Source organism: Achromobacter sp. JD-1, from assembly GCF_038594925.1.
Lineage (GTDB): Bacteria > Pseudomonadota > Gammaproteobacteria > Burkholderiales > Burkholderiaceae_B > Achromobacter > Achromobacter spanius_C.
Map to the genome: position 1 here is coordinate 21,036 of NZ_JBCGCS010000004.1, position 15,741 is coordinate 36,776.

Below are 15,741 nucleotides of genomic sequence, written 5' to 3' on the forward strand. Positions count from 1 at the left end.
GTTTCGCATGCTCCTTAGTATTGAAAATTACATATAAATGAAATTTTCATATGAGCAGATCCGACTCGGCCACCCCACGGTCAGCCCATTCCGTCCTTGAGCATCGCGCCTCGCTGTCGCCGGCAAGGGCGGCTTCGGTGGCGGGCCGGCCGGAATCCGCCGTGGACATGTGGCTGGGCCAGCAACTGCGGCAGTTGCGCAAGCAGCAAGGTCGATCGCTTGCCGACGTGGCGCGGGCCTGCGGAATGTCCCTTGGACTGCTCAGCCAGATCGAGCGCGGGCTGAGTTCCGCTTCGGTCAAGGTGCTGCACCTGCTGGCGCGCGAATTCCAGGTATCGGTGAATTCGCTGCTGCGCAATGCCGAACATACTCAGGGCGAAGACGGTGGCCGCGTCGCGCGCGCAGGCACCCATCGCTTCATTGATCTCAGCGAAAAAGGCATCAGCAAAGAGATGTACACGCCGCCCGCCTGCAGCAGCATGGATCTGTGCCGCGCCACCATTGAACCAGGCGGTTCCACTGGCAACGAGCTTTTTGTGACGGGGCAGGGCGAGCAGATCGGTGTGGTGCTCAAGGGTTCGCTTGAATTATGGGTGGGCGACCGCGTGATGCTGCTGAATGAAGGCGACAGTTTTTGCTATGCCAGCAGCACTCCGCGGCGCTGGCGCAATCCCGGGTCGCAGACGACCGAGGTCATCTGGGCCATTTCCAACATCACTCAACCCGCGGGGGACGACACGCAACAAGCGCCGTAAGCGCGCAGCATCCACATCGGCGCGATGACTCTGGGGATTGTCGCGCCACCGGACACGCCACGCGTTGCCCGGACTTCTTTGCCACGATGAGGAAATGTCATGAAATTCAAGACTTTGGTTGTCTCTGTATTTGCAGCATTGTCCATGGCCGCGGGCGCGCAAGCCCAAACGGTGTTGAAAGTGGGGTCCACACCCACCGGCAGTCCCTTCACTTTTCTGAACACCAAAACCAATAGCATCGAAGGCGTGATGGTCGACATCGTCAAGGCCGTTGGTAAAGAGGCGGGCTTTGAGGTGCAGATCGAGCCCATGGCGTTTTCCGCATTGATCGGATCGCTGACCTCAAAGCGTATCGACATCGTGTCAGCTGCGATGTTCATCACCCCTCAACGCCAGCAGATTGTGAGCTTTTCCGAGCCCGTCTACCGCTACGGAGAGGGCTTGATGGTGTTGAAGAGCGACAACAAGGAATACAAGTCGTTCGCCGACATGAAAGGCATGACGGTCGGTGTGCAGGTGGGCACGGCTTTTGTCGAACCCGTTCAGAAGAGCGGCGTGTTCAAGGAAGTGAAGCTGTATGACAACCCGCCCGACATGATGCGCGACGCCAATGCCGGCCGCATCCAGGGTGGTTTCATGGACTACCCGATTGCCGCGTACATCCTGACGCAGGGTAACCATCCCAACCTGAAGATGGCGCAGTCTTACCAGCCGACCGTGATGGGCAGCCTGGGGCTGGCCACGCGCAAGGAAGACACGGCGCTGCTGGACCGCATCAATAAAGCGCTGGCCAAGCTCAAGGCGGACGGCACCATCGATGCCATCCTGAAGAAGTGGGGCCTGTCCGGCTCGTGATGCCGGGCTGATCACAAGCAAGCGTTTTTGCAACGGCCAGGCCGGCGCGTCTCCGCGCGTCGGCGGGCGGGACGCCTCCTGCGTGCCCGCGGGCGGTCTAGTCGGGGTGGGGTAGTTCATGACGGAATTCTTCAACGACGCGGCAGAGTACATGCCGATATTGCTGGAAGGCGCCAAGCTGACGATCCTGGTCACGCTGGGCTCGCTTGTGCTGTCAACGTTGCTGGGCTTGGTGTGGGCGCTGATGCGCGTCTCGGGAAATAAATTCCTGTCCAAGTTCAGTGCCGGTGTGATCAATCTGCTGCGCGGTATCCCTATCATCGTGCTGCTGTTCTATATCTATTTTGTGATGCCCGACATGGGGGTGTCGCTGACCGCGGTGCAGGCCGCCATCATCGGCCTGGGCGTGGCGTACTCCGCCTATCAGGCCGAGAATTTCCGCGCCGGCATCCAGGCGATTGACCGTGGCCAGATCGAAGCCGCGATGGCCATGGGCATGAGCTGGAGCATGACGATGCGGCGCGTGGTCTTGCCGCAGGCCGTCAAGATCGTGTTGCCGCCTTACGGCAACATCATGATCATGATGCTCAAGGACTCGTCGCAGGCGTCCACAATCACAGTGGCCGAGCTGGCCCTGCAAGGCAAGCTGATTGCGGTGTCTACCTTCAAGAACGCCACCGTGTTCTCTTTGGTGGCGCTGATGTACCTGGTGATGTGCGTGCCCTTGATCTTGCTGGTGCGCCACCTGGAAAAACGGAGCACCACCAAATGATCGAACTTCGCGGAGTCCGCAAGAGCTTCGGCTCGCTGGAGGTGTTGAAAGGGATTGATGCCGACGTCAGCAAAGGCGAGGTGGTCTGCGTGATCGGTCCTTCCGGTTCGGGAAAATCCACGATCCTGCGCTGCATCAATGGGCTTGAACGCTACAACGCCGGGCACATCACCGTGGACGGAGAGTTGGTCGATGCCGACGCGCCGTCCATCGTGTCCATCCGCACGCAAGTGGCCATGGTGTTTCAGCGCTTCAATTTGTTCCCGCATCGCACCGCGTTGGAAAACGTCATTGAAGGGCCGATTTTCGTGAAGAAAGAGCCGCGTGCGCAAGTGCTTGAGCGTGGCCGCGAACTGCTGGCCAGTGTGGGTTTGGCGGACAAGGCCGATGCGCATCCGAACCAGTTGTCCGGCGGTCAGCAGCAGCGTGTGGCCATCGCGCGGGCGCTGGCCATGCAGCCCAAGGCCATCTTGTTCGACGAACCCACTTCCGCGCTGGATCCCGAACTGGTTGGCGATGTGCTGGGCGTCATGCGCAAGCTGGCCGAAGCGGGCATGACGATGGTTGTCGTGACGCATGAAATGAGTTTCGCGCGCGAGGTTGCCGACCGCGTCATGTTCTTTGACGGCGGGGTCATGGTCGAGCAGGGCGCCGCCCGCGAATTGCTGAATCATCCGCAGCATCCCCGGACGCAGGACTTCCTGCACCGCGTGCTGCATCCCATGTAAGGAACCGTCATGCAGCAAGCGCCGTTTCCCCTTTCCCCGTCCCTGTGGGCAGCGACCGCGGCGCCACCGCCGGCGACCGAGCCGCTGGGCGCGTCAACGCAGGCCGACGTGTTGGTCATCGGTGGCGGTTATGCCGGTTTGAGCACCGCCCTGCACCTGGCCGAGCGGGGCGTGAAGACCGTCGTGCTGGAGGCGCGCGAGATCGGTTTTGGTGGCTCGGGCCGCAATGGCGGTCAGGTGATTCCCGGGCTGAAATACGATCCGGACGACTTGATCGCCATGTTCGGGCCTGAAAAGGGCGAACGGCTATTGCGCTTTGCCGGCAGCACGGCAGATTCGGTGTTCAACCTGATCGACCGCCACGCCATGGACGTGCCGCACATGCGCAAAGGCTGGATCCAGGGCGCGCATACCGCCGAAGCCTTGCGCATTGCGCACGGGCGCGCGGCGCAATGGGCGCGCCACGGTGTGGACGCGCAGCCACTGGATGGCGATCAGGTTGCGCGCTTATTGGGCACGGACCGCTATCTGGGGGGCTGGGTCGACAATCGCGCGGGGGCTGTGCAGCCACTGAGCTACGTGCGCGGCCTGGCGCGCGCCGCCTTGAACGCGGGTGCCCTGATCCACACGGAAACGCCGGTCACTGGCCTGAAGCGTGATGGCGGCAAGTGGATGGCGTCCACCGCGCGCGGCGCAAGCGTGACGGCGGATCGCGTTGTGATGTGCACGAACGCTTATGGCGGCGACCTGTTGCCAGGGCTCAAGACGTCCATCATTGACGCCAACACCTTTCAGGTTGCCACGGCGCCGCTACCGGAATCGGTGCGCGCGGGCATCTTTCCCGAAGGCCACGTCACATCGGACACGCGCAATCTGCTGCTGTACTTCCGGCTGGACCATCAGGGCCGCCTGTTGATGGGCGGACGCGGGCCGTTTCGCGAACCCAAGGGGCCGCAAGATTGGGCGCACCTGGAACGCGTGATGCTCAAGATGTTCCCGCAGGTGGCCGGCACGCCGTTCGAATATCGCTGGTGCGGCCGAGTCGCCATTACGCGCGACTACCTGCCACATTTGCACGAGCCGCAGCCGGGCTTGCTGGTGGACATTGGTTGCCAGGGGCGCGGCGTGGGGCTGCAGACGAGCATGGGGCGCGCCATGGCGGAATATGTGGCCACGGGTGATGCCGCCGCGTTACCGGTGCCCTTGTCGCCGGTGGTGCCGTTTCCGCTTTACGGCTTGCGCCGGCTGTATGTGAATGCGGTTGTCACGTGGTATCGCATGACGGACGGCGGCGTGTAGGCGTCAGGCCGTTAACGTCGGTCAGATAAAAAAACACCCCGGAGCATGAGCGCTCCGGGGTGTTTCGCTTTCGCGCGATCCGCAGTCGCTTATTCGCCCAGCTTGGCGCGCTGTTCGCGCACTTTTTGCAGGGTTTCGCCAAACTGCGCCATGCGCGCCTTCTCCTGTTCAACAACCGCCGCCGGGGCGCGCTCGACAAAGCTGGCGTTCGACAGCTTGCCGTTGGCCTTGGCGATTTCGCCCTCCAGGCGCGCGATTTCCTTGTCCAGGCGGATGCGTTCGGCGGCCACGTCGATCTCAACGTGCAGCATCAGGCGGCTGGCGCCCACCACTTGAACCGGCGCGCCGGCATCCGGCAAGACGTCCAGCACATCGACCTGGCTCAGCTTGGCCAGCGCGGCCAGGTAGGGCGCGTTGCGCTTGAGCGTGGGGGCGTCGCCCTGGGCGCACAACGGCACCTTCTGGGCGGGCGACAGGTTCATTTCGCCACGCAGTGCGCGCACGGCTTCAACTTGCGCCTTCAGCTCGGCTACGTCCGCTTCGGCGGCGGCATCCACGGCGGCCGGATTGGCCTGCGGATACGGCTGCACGCTGACGCTGTCGGCCACGCCTTCCTTGCGCTTGCCCGCCACCACCGACACCTTCTGCCACAACTCTTCGGTGATGAACGGAATGATGGGGTGGGCCAGGCGCAGCACGCATTCCAGCACGCGGATCAGCGTGCGGCGCGTACCCAGTTGCTGGGCCGGCGTGCCGGTCTGGATCTGGACCTTGGCCAGTTCCAGATACCAATCGCAGTATTCGTCCCAGACGTAGCGGTACAGGGCGTTGGCGATGTTGTCGAAGCGGTAGTCGGCAAAGCCGCGCGCCACGTCGGCTTCCAGCGTTTGCATCTGGCTGATGATCCAGCGGTCCACAAAAGAGGTTTCGCCCGCGTCCGAGCCGGTCAGGTCATGGCCTTCGGTGTTCATCAGCACGAAGCGCGTGGCGTTCCACAGCTTGTTGCAGAAGTTGCGATAGCCTTCGCAGCGCTTCAGGTCGAAGTTGATGTTGCGGCCCAGGGTGGCGTAGGCCGCCATCGTGAAGCGCAGCGCATCGGTGCCGAACGCCGGGATGCCATCGGGGTACTGGCGGCGCGTGACCTTTTCGATGTTGCCGGCTTGCTTGGGGTTCATCAGGCCGTAGGTGCGCTTGGCGACCAGGCCATCAAGGTCGATACCGTCGATGAGGTCGACCGGGTCCAGCGTGTTGCCCTTGGACTTGCTCATCTTCTGGCCGTCGGCATCGCGGATCAGGCCGTGCACGTAGACGTGCTTGAACGGGATCTGGCCGGTCATGTGCGTGGTCAGCATGACCATGCGCGCGACCCAGAAGAAGATGATGTCAAAGCCCGTCACCAGCACGCTGGAGGGCAGATAGCGTTGCAGGTCCGGCGTGTTGTCAGGCCAGCCCAGCGTGGTGAAGGGCACGAGACCCGACGAGAACCAGGTGTCCAGCACGTCCGGATCCCGCGTGAGATCGCCCGTGACGCCGGCTGCGCGGGCTTGCTCGATGGCGCCCGCTTCGTCATGTGCCACGAAAACCTGGCCGTCTTCCGAATACCAGGCCGGGATTTGATGGCCCCACCACAGTTGGCGCGAAATGCACCAGTCCTGGATGTTGTTCAGCCACTGGTTGTAGATGGTGGTCCAGTTGTCGGGGTAGAACTTGATACGGCCATCGGCCACCACTTCCAGCGCCACTTCGGTGATGCTCTTGCCCGGGTTCAGTGTGCCTTCCGGCGCGGGCTTGCTCATGGCCACGAACCATTGGTCGGTCAGCATGGGTTCCAGGACGACGCCGGTGCGGTCGCCCTTGGGCTGCATCATCTTGTGCGATTCGACCTTGACCAGATAGCCTTCGGCGTCCAGTTGGGCAACGACCGCCTTGCGGGCTTCGTAGCGTTCCAGACCCTGGAACTGCTTGGGGCCGTTCTCGTTGATGTGCGCGTCCAGCGTGAAGATCACGATCAGGGGCAGATCGTGGCGCATCGCGCAGGCGTAGTCGTTGAAATCGTGCGCACCGGTGATCTTGACGCAGCCCGTGCCGAATTCAGGGTCGACGAAGTCGTCGGCGATGATCGGGATGTTGCGGTCGCACAGCGGCAGTTCGACTTCCTTGCCAACCAGATGCTGATAGCGCGGGTCTTCGGGGTGCACGCACAGTGCACCGTCGGCCAGCATTGTTTCCGGGCGGGTCGTGGCGATGGTCATGCCACGCAAGGTGACGGTCTGGCCGTCTTTGTCGACGATGGTCTGCGGGCCGTCCACGAAGGGATAGAGGATGTGCCACATATGGCCCTCGGTCTCTTCGGACTGCACTTCCAGGTCGGACACGGCGGTCAGCAGCTTCGGGTCCCAGTTGACCAGGCGCTTGCCGCGGTAGATCAGGCCCTGTTTATGCAGGCGCACGAAAGTCTCGACCACGCCGCGCGACATGCGCTCGTCCATGGTGAAGTATTCGCGCGGCCAGTCGGCCGACGCGCCCAGGCGACGCACCTGCTCGGTGATGGCGTTGCCCGACTTTTCCTTCCATTCCCAGACCTTTTCCACGAATTTTTCGCGGCCGAGGTCATGACGGGAAACCTTCTGGGCATCCAGCTGTCTTTCAACAACGATCTGGGTCGCGATGCCAGCGTGGTCGGTGCCCGGGATGAATACGGTGTCGTCGCCCGACATGCGGCGGTAGCGAACCAGGCCGTCCATGATGGTCTGGTTGAAGGCGTGGCCCATGTGCAGGGTGCCCGTCACGTTGGGCGGCGGGAATTGAATAACGTAGGGCTGGTTTTCTGTCCCTGTTTTTACGTGCTGGCCCGCCGTGAAGTATCCGCGCTTGTCCCATTCGGCATACCAGCGCGATTCCAATTCGGAGGGTTCGAAGCTCTTGGAGAGTTCCGGGGTGTCGCTCGCGGGATTCGCGGCGTTCGGGGGAGCAGCTTGAGTCATTACAGGGTTCCGGCAGACAGGGCGCCCGGCGTAGGGATACGGGCAGCAAACCGCTCATTTTAAGATGTAATGCGGTCTTCTCAGCGTGTTAGAATACCGGGTTACTGTAAACCTTTTAGAAGTCCCTGAATTCATTGAGGATTCCTTCAGAAATGTGCGCTTGAAAGCCCACGTTTCGGTATCCTCGACAAGAATCATGGGCACGTCCGATCGGTGGCCAGTGTCGAATCCCTGCCTTGGCAAGCGGTTCAGGCCGGCCCGGAATGTTCAACGGAATCGTTCAAACACGCCGGACCGCCTGCGCGCCCATCGCGCGATGACACTTCAAGGGTGACACCGACAAGTGCAGAGCCACGCCAGGCAATTCATCAGAAACCAGTCAGAAATCAGCTTTCGGAGTTCCTAATGTCCATCCAACGCACCCTCTCGATCATCAAGCCCGACGCCGTCGCCAAGAACGTCATCGGCCAGATCGTCGGCCGCTTCGAGCAAGCCGGCCTGAAGGTCATCGCTGCCCGCCTGGCGCAACTGTCGCGCGCCGATGCCGAGCGTTTCTACGCCGTGCACAAGGAACGCCCCTTCTTCAAGGACCTGGTCGACTTCATGATCTCGGGCCCGGTGTTCGTGCAAGTGCTGGAAGGTGAAGACGCCATCCAGAAGAACCGCGACCTGATGGGCGCCACGGACCCGAAGAAGGCCGAAGCCGGCACCATCCGCGCCGACTTCGCCGACAGCATCGACGCCAACGCCGTGCACGGCTCGGACGCTCCGGAAACGGCTGCCGTTGAAGTTGCTTTCTTCTTCCCCGAAATCAACATCCACAGCCGTTGATTTTCGCGTAAGCACTGAATTAGTTTTTTAGCGTTACCCAGGTCATGGAATCCGTCGAACGAATCAATCTGCTGGGGCTGGATGGCTCCGCCCTGTCCGAACTTGTCGGGCAGTGGGGCGGCAAGCCGTTTCGCGCCCGTCAGTTGCAGCGCTGGATGCACCAGCGCGGCGCCGATTCGTTCGACGCCATGACCGATCTGGCTCGCGAATTCCGCAGCCAGCTCGCGTCCAACTGCCGCATCGAGGCCTTGCCCGTCAATATCGAGCAGCGCTCGACCGACGGCACCCGCAAGTGGCTGTTCGACGTGGGGCAGGGCAATGCCATCGAAACCGTCTTCATTCCCGAAGATGATCGCGGCACCCTTTGTATTTCCAGCCAAGCCGGCTGCGTGGTCAATTGCCGCTTTTGCTCAACCGGGCATCAGGGCTTTAACCGCAACCTGAAAACCAGCGAAATCATCGGCCAGTTGTGGTGGGCCAAGCGCGTGCTGGAAGCCGATATCGGCACCGCCCGCCTGGCGAACGCCAAGGCTACCGAAGACACGCGCGTCGTCAGCAACGTGGTGATGATGGGCATGGGCGAGCCCCTGCTCAATTACGATCAGGTGCTGCCGGCCCTGCGCCTGATGCTGGACGACAACGCCTACGGCCTGTCGCGCCGCCGTGTCACGGTGTCCACGTCGGGCGTGGTGCCCATGATGGACCGCCTGTCGCAAGACTGTCCGGTGGCGCTGGCAGTGTCGCTGCACGCGCCCAACGATGCGCTGCGCGACGAACTCGTGCCGCTGAACAAGAAGTACCCGCTGAAAGAGTTGCTGGCGGCCTGCGAGCGCTATCTGGCGTTTGCCCCGCGCGACTTCATCACTTTTGAATACTGCATGCTGGACGGCATCAACGATACCGACCAGCACGCCAAGGAACTGATCCAAATTGCACGCCAGTTGCGTTGCAAGCTCAATCTGATTCCGTTCAACCCCTTCCCAGAGTCGGGCCTGAAGCGTTCCAACTCCGCCCGCGTGAAGGTGTTTGCGCAGCGGCTGATGGACGCCGGCATCATCACGACCGTGCGCAAGACCCGGGGCGACGACATCGATGCGGCTTGTGGTCAACTGGCCGGAGAAGTGCGCGACCGCACTCGGATTACCGAGCGCAACGCCGCACAGCGCCAGACCATACCAATTAAACAGGTGCATGCATGACGCAGGATGTTGCTTCTGCAGTTTCTGAAACGCCCGCCGGCGATGCTGGCAATATTGGCTCGGCATTGCGCTCGCTGCGCCAGGCCAAGGGCTGGTCGCTGGACGAGGTTTCCAGCCGCATCAAGTTTTCCCCGAAGCAGATCGAAGCTCTAGAAAACGAAGCGTGGGCTGACTTGCCCACGGGCGTTTCCCTGCGTGGCCTGGTCCGTAACTATGCGCGCCTGCTGGGTGCTGATTCCCAAGCCATCGTCGATTCGCTTGACCCCAAGGCCCGCGTTACCGGCCCTGTCAAGCTGAGTCCGGGCGCGCTGCATTCGGCGCACTCCATTCCCCAGTCCAGCGCTGATGACGACCGTTCGTCGTCCACCTCTTGGGGCTGGTTGATCGCCATTGTCCTGGTGCTGGCCGCCGGCGTGGCATATGCCTTCTGGCAAGGCTGGTTGCCGCAGCATTGGCTGCCGTTCGACTGGCTGCCCAAGCCCACCAAGTAAACCGGTTCCACCGATGCAAGATTCCTCTCTGCCTTGCCACGATGCGCCGCCTCCCTCTGTCGGGGCCGCCATGCGCCGCGCCACCCGCTCCGTAGCGGTGAAGTGGGGCGATCGCGTTGTCATGGTTGGGGGCGACGCCCCGGTCGTGGTGCAGTCCATGACCAACACCGATACCGCCGACCCCATCGCCACGGCGATCCAGGTCAAGGAGCTGGCGCTGGCCGGCTCCGAGCTGGTCCGTATCACCGTCAACACGCCCGAGGCGGCCCGCGAAGTGGTCGCCATCCGCGAACAGCTTGATCGCATGGGCGTGAACGTGCCGTTGGTGGGCGATTTCCACTACAACGGCCACAAACTGCTGACGCAGTTTCCGGAGTGCGCACAGGCGCTGTCCAAGTACCGGATCAACCCCGGCAACATGGGCGGCGGCAAGCGGCGCGACGACAACTTTGCACAGATGATCGAAGTGGCTTGCCGTTACGACAAGCCCGTGCGCATCGGCGTGAACTGGGGCAGCCTGGACCACGAACTGATGGCGCGCAAGATGGACGAAAACAGCCGCCGTGCGCAACCCTGGGAGGCCCAGGCCGTGATGCGCGACGCGCTGGTCGTGTCGGCCATCAGCAATGCGCAGCGCGCCGAGGAATTGGGCTTGCGCCGTGACGCTATCATTCTGTCGTGCAAGGTCAGTCACGTGCAGGATTTGATTGCGGTTTACCGCGACCTGTCGGCCCGCTGCGACTATCCGCTGCACCTGGGCCTGACTGAAGCCGGCATGGGAAGCAAGGGCATCGTGGCGTCCACCGCCGCGCTCGCCGTGCTGTTGCAGCAAGGCATCGGCGACACCATTCGTATTTCGTTGACGCCGGAACCTGGCGGCGACCGAAGCCGCGAAGCCATCGTGGCGCAAGAAATCCTGCAGACCATGGGCCTGCGCGCGTTCACTCCCATGGTGGTCGCCTGCCCCGGTTGCGGCCGCACCAGCAGCACGTTCTTCCAGGAACTTGCCGACAGCATTCAGTCCTACCTGCGTCGCCAGATGCCGGTCTGGAAGGCGCAGTACCCCGGCGTCGAAAGCATGAACGTTGCGGTCATGGGCTGTGTGGTCAATGGGCCGGGCGAAAGCCGCCATGCCGATATCGGTATCAGTCTGCCGGGAACGGGTGAAGTGCCCGCTGCGCCGGTATTCGTGGATGGCGAACGCACGGTCACCCTCAAGGGCGACCATATCGCCGAAGAGTTCCAGGCCATCGTCGAAGACTACGTGGCGCGCCGGTACGGCGTGCTCGCCTCTCATTAAAAGAAAGGGTGTAGCCGCAAGCGCGCCGACAGGTGCGCGATGCGGCATGATCAAGATGACTCAAGCTTTCCAGAAAGTCGCCGCCATACGCGGCATGAATGACGTGTTGCCCGGGCCGAGCGCCCGCTGGGAACAATTCGAGGAAATCGTGCGCGGCTGGCTGCGCGGCTACGGCTATCGCAACGTGCGTACGCCCGTGCTTGAGCATACGCGCCTGTTCACGCGCGGCATCGGCGAAGTGACCGACATCGTCGAAAAAGAAATGTACACGTTCACCGACGCCTTGAACGGTGAGTCGTTGACGATGCGTCCTGAAATGACGGCCGGCATCGTGCGCGCTTCCATTGAGCACAACTTGCTCTATGACCGCCCGCAGCGCGTTTATTCGATCGGCCCGGTTTTTCGCCACGAACGCCCGCAGCGCGGTCGCTACCGCCAGTTCCACCAGATCGACGTCGAAGCGCTGGGCTTTGTCGGCCCTGACGTGGATGCCGAGCTCATCGTCATGCTGGCCCGTTTGTGGAAGCTGCTGGGTTTGAAGGACGTGCGCCTTGAGCTTAATTCGCTGGGCCAGCCCGCTGAGCGCGCCGCGCATCGCGCCGCGCTGATCGAACACCTGGAAAAGCACCGCGACATTCTCGACGAAGACGGCCAGCGCCGCCTGTACACCAATCCGCTGCGCGTGCTGGACACCAAGAATCCGGCCATGCAGGAAATGGCGAACAGCGCGCCGCGCCTGTTTGATTTCCTGGGCGATGAATCCCGTGCGCACTTCGAAGGCGTGTGCCAGCGTCTGACCGAAGCCGGCATCGAATACAGCTTGAACCCGCGACTGGTGCGCGGCCTGGACTACTACAACCTGACCGTGTTCGAGTGGGTCACCGACCGTCTCGGTTCCCAAGGCACCGTGTGCGGCGGCGGCCGCTACGACGGCCTGATCGAACTGCTGGGCGGCAAGCCTGCCCCGGCGGTTGGCTTCGCGATCGGCATGGAACGCCTGCTTGATCTCTGGGAGCAAAGCGTCCAGTTGGACGCGCCCGCGGAATGCGATGTCTATGTCGTGCACCAAGGCGACGCGGCACAGCGCCTGGCTGCCAGCGTCGGCGAAACCTTGCGCGACGCCGGTCTGTCCGTGATCGTGCACGCCGGTTCGGCAGGCTTCAAGTCTCAATTCAAGCGTGCGGATGCCAGCGGCGCTCGCGTTGCGGTTATTCTTGGCGCCGATGAAGTCGCGTCGCAGACGGCCAGCGTCAAATATTTGCGTGCGGACGCGCAGGGCGACAACGCGCAGCAGCAGGTGCCGCTTGCGGACCTGGCCGCGGTACTGAACAACAAGGGTTAAGGCATGGCATACGATCTCGAAGAACAGGAAAAGCTGGACGCCATCAAGGCTTGGTGGGCGCGATACGGCACGCTGGTCGTGACGCTGTTTGCCGTGGTGGCGCTGGCGTGGGGCGGATGGTGGGGCTGGAAGGCTTACGAATCGCATCGCACCAACCAGGCCATGGGCTATTTTGAAGCACTGGAAGATGCTGCTCGCCTGGGCGGCGCGGACTCGTCGGTGCGCATCAAGGCCGCCGCCGCCACGCTGCGCGAACAGTATCCTGCAACGGGCTATGCCGCGCGCGGCGCCCTGGTTGCGGCGCAGGCGCTGCAAGCCCAGAAGGACGATGCCGGTGCGCGTGAACAGTTGGAATGGCTGGCTGCGCAAGGCAAGAACCCTGCCATGCAAGCCGTCGCGCGTCTGCGCCTGGCCGGCATGCTGCTGGATCAAAAGCAGTTCGACGCCGCGTTGGCGCAGTTGAACAACCCGCCAGCGGCCTTTGCCGCCTTGTTTGCGGATCGCCGTGGCGATGTCCTTGCCGCTCAAGGCAAGCGCGATGAGGCGCGTGCGGCATGGCAAAGCGCCATTGATGGCCTGGGTACGGCGAATCCGTTGACCCAAGCCGTGCAACTGAAATTGGATGCCCTGAGCGGAGCGTGACTGTAATGCGTAAATTTGCACCTGGTCGTACATGGCGTGGCGTCGTTTGCCTGGCGAGCTTGCTTGCCTTGAGCGGCTGCGGCCTGTTTTCCCATGATGACGGCCGTTACGATCCCGCGCCGTTGACCGAGTACAAGGCCGGCATGTCGGTGCGTCAGATCTGGTCCACGTCGATCGGCAGCGGATCCGGCCTGGGCTTCGCGCCCACCGTGCTGGGGTCCGCCGTTTACGCCGCCACGCCGGATGGTTCGGTCGGCAAATTCGACCTGCAAAGCGGCCGCGCTTTGTGGAAGGCCAAGACCGACTCCAAGCTGTCGGCCGGTGCCGGCAGCGACGGCACCACTACCGCTGTTGCCTCGCCTGACGGCGAAGTCATCGCCTTCGACGACAACGGCAAGGTCAAGTGGAAGGTCCGCGCCACCAGCGACGTCACCGTACCGCCCGTGGTGGGCTACGGCATCGTCGTCGTCCGTAGCGGTGACTACCGCATCCAGGCGTTTGATGCCAATAGCGGCGAACGTGTCTGGAGCGTGCAGCGTCCTGGCCCCTCGTTGGCCTTGCGCAGTGTGTCGCAGATGGTTCTGGCCGAAGGCCTGGTCATCTCGGGCCTGCCCGGCGGCAAGTTGATGGCGATTGCGTCGAATAGCGGCAACGTGCAATGGGAAGGCACCGTGGCCACGCCGCGCGGCGCCAGCGACCTTGAACGCCTGACCGACGTCGTCGGCACACCGCGTATCGCGGGCAATCTGCTTTGCGCAGTGGCCTATCAAGGGCGTATCGTCTGCTTTGACGTTACGGCTGGTGGCCGTCCGCTGTGGGCCAAGGACTTTTCCAGCGTCAGCGGTATGACGCTGGATGACCGCTTTGCCTATTCGGCGGATCAAAATAGCGTCATCAGTGCGTTTGCGCTGGATAATGGCGGCAACGTGTGGAAGCAGGCGGCCCTGAAGAACCGCCAACTGACGGCGCCCGCGCTGTTGGGTGGCGCGCTTGCAGTGGGCGACCTGGACGGCTATCTGCACTTCCTGTCGCGTAGTGATGGCAGCCTGATGGCTCGGCTGTCCGTGGGTGGAGGCGCCGTCGTTTCGCCGCCGCAAACCACCCCCCAAGGTGTGCTGGTCCAGACGGGCAATGGCAATCTCGTCCTGATCGGCACCAACTAAAACTTATAGAACAAAGCCTTACACCGTGTCTTTCAAGCCTGTCGTTGCCCTGGTCGGTCGCCCCAATGTGGGGAAGTCGACCCTTTTCAATCGCCTGACGCGATCTCGCGCCGCGTTGGTGGCCGATTTTTCCGGCCTGACCCGCGATCGCCATTATGGCGAGGGCAGGGTAGGCGAGATCCCGTTCATCGCGATCGATACCGGCGGTTTCGAACCGGTCGCCAAGGACGGTATCTTGCTGGAGATGGCGCGCCAGACCCGGCAGGCCATTGCCGAAGCTGACGTCGTGGTATTTCTCGTCGACGCGCGCGCCGGCTTGAATGCTCACGACCACGAGATCGCCCAACTGCTGCGCAAGTCTGGTCAGCAGCGCGTTCTGCTGGCGGTGAACAAGGCGGAAGGCATGGGCTTGGGCCCCGCCATTTCCGAATTCCACGAACTTGGCCTGGGCCAGCCCTATCCGATTTCGGCGGCGCACGGCGACGGCATCGTCGACCTGATCGAGCTCGCGCTGAAGGATCTGGCCGAGCCGCCAGCGGAAGACGAGCCGTTCGAAGACGGCGAGCATGATCATCGCATCAAGCTTGCCATCGTTGGCCGTCCCAACGTGGGCAAGTCGACGCTCATCAATACGCTGATGGGCGAAGAGCGCGTGATTGCGTTCGACCTGCCCGGCACGACGCGCGACGCCATCGAGATTGATTTCGACCGCGATGGCCGCCGCTACACGCTGATCGACACCGCCGGCCTGCGCAAGCGTGGCAAGGTGTTCGAAGCGGTCGAGAAGTTCTCCGTCATCAAGACGCTGCAGGCCATCGAGGCCAGCAACGTCGTGCTGCTGATGCTGGACGCGCACACCGAGATTTCCGAGCAGGATGCGCACATTGCGGGCTTTGTGCTGGAAACAGGCCGTGCCGTAGTGGTTGCCATCAATAAGTGGGACGGCCTGGACGGCGAGGAAAAGGAACGCATCGAACGCGAGTTCCAGCGCAAGCTGCGCTTCCTGTCGTTCGCGCGCATGCACACGATTTCGGCGTTGCGCGGGCAGGGCATCAAGCCGCTGCTGAAGTCCATCAACGCGGCGCATGCCGCAGCGTTCGCCAAGCTGTCCACCCCGAAGCTGACGCGTGAGCTGCAGGCCGCCATCGAGCAGCAGCAGCCTCCGCGCAAGGGAATCTTCCGCCCCAAGATGCGTTACGCGCACCAAGGTGGTCAGAACCCGCCGTTGGTCGTCATTCACGGCAACGCGCTGGATGCCATTCCCGATTCGTATCGCCGCTATCTGGAAACGCGTTTCCGCAACGCGTTCGATCTGGCTGGCACGCCGCTGCGCATCGAATTCAAGTCGTCGCACAACCCTTACGCGCAGGAAAGCTGATC

Annotated in this window: 14 protein-coding genes; 13 read left to right on the forward strand and 1 reads right to left on the reverse strand. The window is 62.6% G+C overall.

Annotation, left to right across the window (positions count from 1 at the left end; translation table 11 throughout):
- The first annotated feature begins 50 nt into the window (after positions 1-50).
- The 5 genes from WBR68_RS07685 (at position 51) to WBR68_RS07705 (ending at position 4,409) form a co-directional block, all read left to right on the forward strand.
- A complete protein-coding gene (locus WBR68_RS07685) occupies positions 51-755 on the forward strand; it encodes a helix-turn-helix domain-containing protein (protein ID WP_050446277.1) in 705 nt (234 codons plus the stop codon).
- A 99-nt stretch (positions 756-854) separates the two neighbouring features.
- Entirely contained in the window at positions 855-1,610 is a 756-nt protein-coding gene (locus tag WBR68_RS07690) for an ABC transporter substrate-binding protein (protein ID WP_050446278.1), read from the forward strand.
- Positions 1,611-1,728: 118 nt separating this feature from the next.
- Entirely contained in the window at positions 1,729-2,382 is a 654-nt protein-coding gene (locus WBR68_RS07695; protein ID WP_050446279.1) for an amino acid ABC transporter permease, read from the forward strand.
- Positions 2,379-3,110 (forward strand): amino acid ABC transporter ATP-binding protein, encoded by a 732-nt coding sequence (locus WBR68_RS07700; protein ID WP_050446280.1) that lies wholly within the window; start codon positions 2,379-2,381, stop codon positions 3,108-3,110. Before WBR68_RS07695 ends, WBR68_RS07700 begins: the two co-directional genes overlap by 4 nt.
- Before the next feature lie 9 nt (positions 3,111-3,119).
- Entirely contained in the window at positions 3,120-4,409 is a 1,290-nt protein-coding gene (locus tag WBR68_RS07705; protein WP_230693809.1) for an NAD(P)/FAD-dependent oxidoreductase, read from the forward strand.
- Positions 4,410-4,498: 89 nt separating this feature from the next.
- Here the strand turns inward: WBR68_RS07705 and WBR68_RS07710 are convergent, their stop codons facing one another.
- The gene (locus WBR68_RS07710; RefSeq protein ID WP_127183976.1) at positions 4,499-7,393 is read right to left on the reverse strand and encodes a valine--tRNA ligase; all 2,895 of its coding nucleotides are present in this window, start codon (positions 7,391-7,393) and stop codon (positions 4,499-4,501) included.
- Between the two features lie 405 nt (positions 7,394-7,798).
- Here WBR68_RS07710 and ndk point away from each other — a divergent pair, with 405 nt between their 5' ends.
- From ndk to der, 8 genes are read left to right on the forward strand one after another with little or no spacing between them, the layout of a single operon-like run.
- Positions 7,799-8,224: a nucleoside-diphosphate kinase gene (gene ndk, locus WBR68_RS07715; RefSeq protein ID WP_006218576.1), complete on the forward strand. Its 426-nt coding sequence runs from the start codon at positions 7,799-7,801 to the stop codon at positions 8,222-8,224.
- A gap of 44 nt (positions 8,225-8,268) precedes the next feature.
- Entirely contained in the window at positions 8,269-9,423 is a 1,155-nt protein-coding gene (gene rlmN, locus WBR68_RS07720) for a 23S rRNA (adenine(2503)-C(2))-methyltransferase RlmN (RefSeq protein ID WP_050446283.1), read from the forward strand.
- Complete coding sequence (locus tag WBR68_RS07725; RefSeq protein ID WP_050446284.1) at positions 9,420-9,914, forward strand: helix-turn-helix domain-containing protein; 495 nt, start codon at positions 9,420-9,422, stop codon at positions 9,912-9,914. Before rlmN ends, WBR68_RS07725 begins: the two co-directional genes overlap by 4 nt.
- Before the next feature lie 13 nt (positions 9,915-9,927).
- Positions 9,928-11,214: a flavodoxin-dependent (E)-4-hydroxy-3-methylbut-2-enyl-diphosphate synthase gene (gene ispG, locus WBR68_RS07730; protein WP_050446285.1), complete on the forward strand. Its 1,287-nt coding sequence runs from the start codon at positions 9,928-9,930 to the stop codon at positions 11,212-11,214.
- A gap of 55 nt (positions 11,215-11,269) precedes the next feature.
- Entirely contained in the window at positions 11,270-12,556 is a 1,287-nt protein-coding gene (gene hisS, locus WBR68_RS07735) for a histidine--tRNA ligase (RefSeq protein WP_127183977.1), read from the forward strand.
- Between the two features lie 3 nt (positions 12,557-12,559).
- Positions 12,560-13,198 carry a YfgM family protein gene (locus tag WBR68_RS07740; RefSeq protein ID WP_050446287.1) on the forward strand — a complete coding sequence of 213 codons (639 nt, stop codon included), beginning with the start codon at positions 12,560-12,562 and terminating at the stop codon, positions 13,196-13,198.
- Between the two features lie 5 nt (positions 13,199-13,203).
- Positions 13,204-14,361: an outer membrane protein assembly factor BamB gene (bamB, locus tag WBR68_RS07745; protein WP_230693810.1), complete on the forward strand. Its 1,158-nt coding sequence runs from the start codon at positions 13,204-13,206 to the stop codon at positions 14,359-14,361.
- Between the two features lie 25 nt (positions 14,362-14,386).
- Positions 14,387-15,739 carry a ribosome biogenesis GTPase Der gene (gene der, locus WBR68_RS07750; RefSeq protein WP_050446289.1) on the forward strand — a complete coding sequence of 451 codons (1,353 nt, stop codon included), beginning with the start codon at positions 14,387-14,389 and terminating at the stop codon, positions 15,737-15,739.
- The last annotated feature ends 2 nt before the right edge of the window (positions 15,740-15,741 follow it).

What these genes read in the sequence shown, in the direction of transcription:
- WBR68_RS07695 (WP_050446279.1), top strand. Translation starts at nt 1,729, where the DNA reads ATGACGGAATTCTTCAACGACGCGGCAGAGTACATGCCGATATTGCTG.
- bamB (WP_230693810.1), top strand. Translation starts at nt 13,204, where the DNA reads ATGCGTAAATTTGCACCTGGTCGTACATGGCGTGGCGTCGTTTGCCTG.
- rlmN (WP_050446283.1), top strand. Translation starts at nt 8,269, where the DNA reads ATGGAATCCGTCGAACGAATCAATCTGCTGGGGCTGGATGGCTCCGCC.
- WBR68_RS07685 (WP_050446277.1), top strand. Translation starts at nt 51, where the DNA reads ATGAGCAGATCCGACTCGGCCACCCCACGGTCAGCCCATTCCGTCCTT.
- WBR68_RS07705 (WP_230693809.1), top strand. Translation starts at nt 3,120, where the DNA reads ATGCAGCAAGCGCCGTTTCCCCTTTCCCCGTCCCTGTGGGCAGCGACC.
- WBR68_RS07690 (WP_050446278.1), top strand. Translation starts at nt 855, where the DNA reads ATGAAATTCAAGACTTTGGTTGTCTCTGTATTTGCAGCATTGTCCATG.
- ndk (WP_006218576.1), top strand. Translation starts at nt 7,799, where the DNA reads ATGTCCATCCAACGCACCCTCTCGATCATCAAGCCCGACGCCGTCGCC.
- WBR68_RS07700 (WP_050446280.1), top strand. Translation starts at nt 2,379, where the DNA reads ATGATCGAACTTCGCGGAGTCCGCAAGAGCTTCGGCTCGCTGGAGGTG.
- hisS (WP_127183977.1), top strand. Translation starts at nt 11,270, where the DNA reads ATGACTCAAGCTTTCCAGAAAGTCGCCGCCATACGCGGCATGAATGAC.
- WBR68_RS07725 (WP_050446284.1), top strand. Translation starts at nt 9,420, where the DNA reads ATGACGCAGGATGTTGCTTCTGCAGTTTCTGAAACGCCCGCCGGCGAT.
- WBR68_RS07740 (WP_050446287.1), top strand. Translation starts at nt 12,560, where the DNA reads ATGGCATACGATCTCGAAGAACAGGAAAAGCTGGACGCCATCAAGGCT.
- ispG (WP_050446285.1), top strand. Translation starts at nt 9,928, where the DNA reads ATGCAAGATTCCTCTCTGCCTTGCCACGATGCGCCGCCTCCCTCTGTC.
- WBR68_RS07710 (WP_127183976.1), bottom strand. Translation starts at nt 7,393, where the DNA reads ATGACTCAAGCTGCTCCCCCGAACGCCGCGAATCCCGCGAGCGACACC.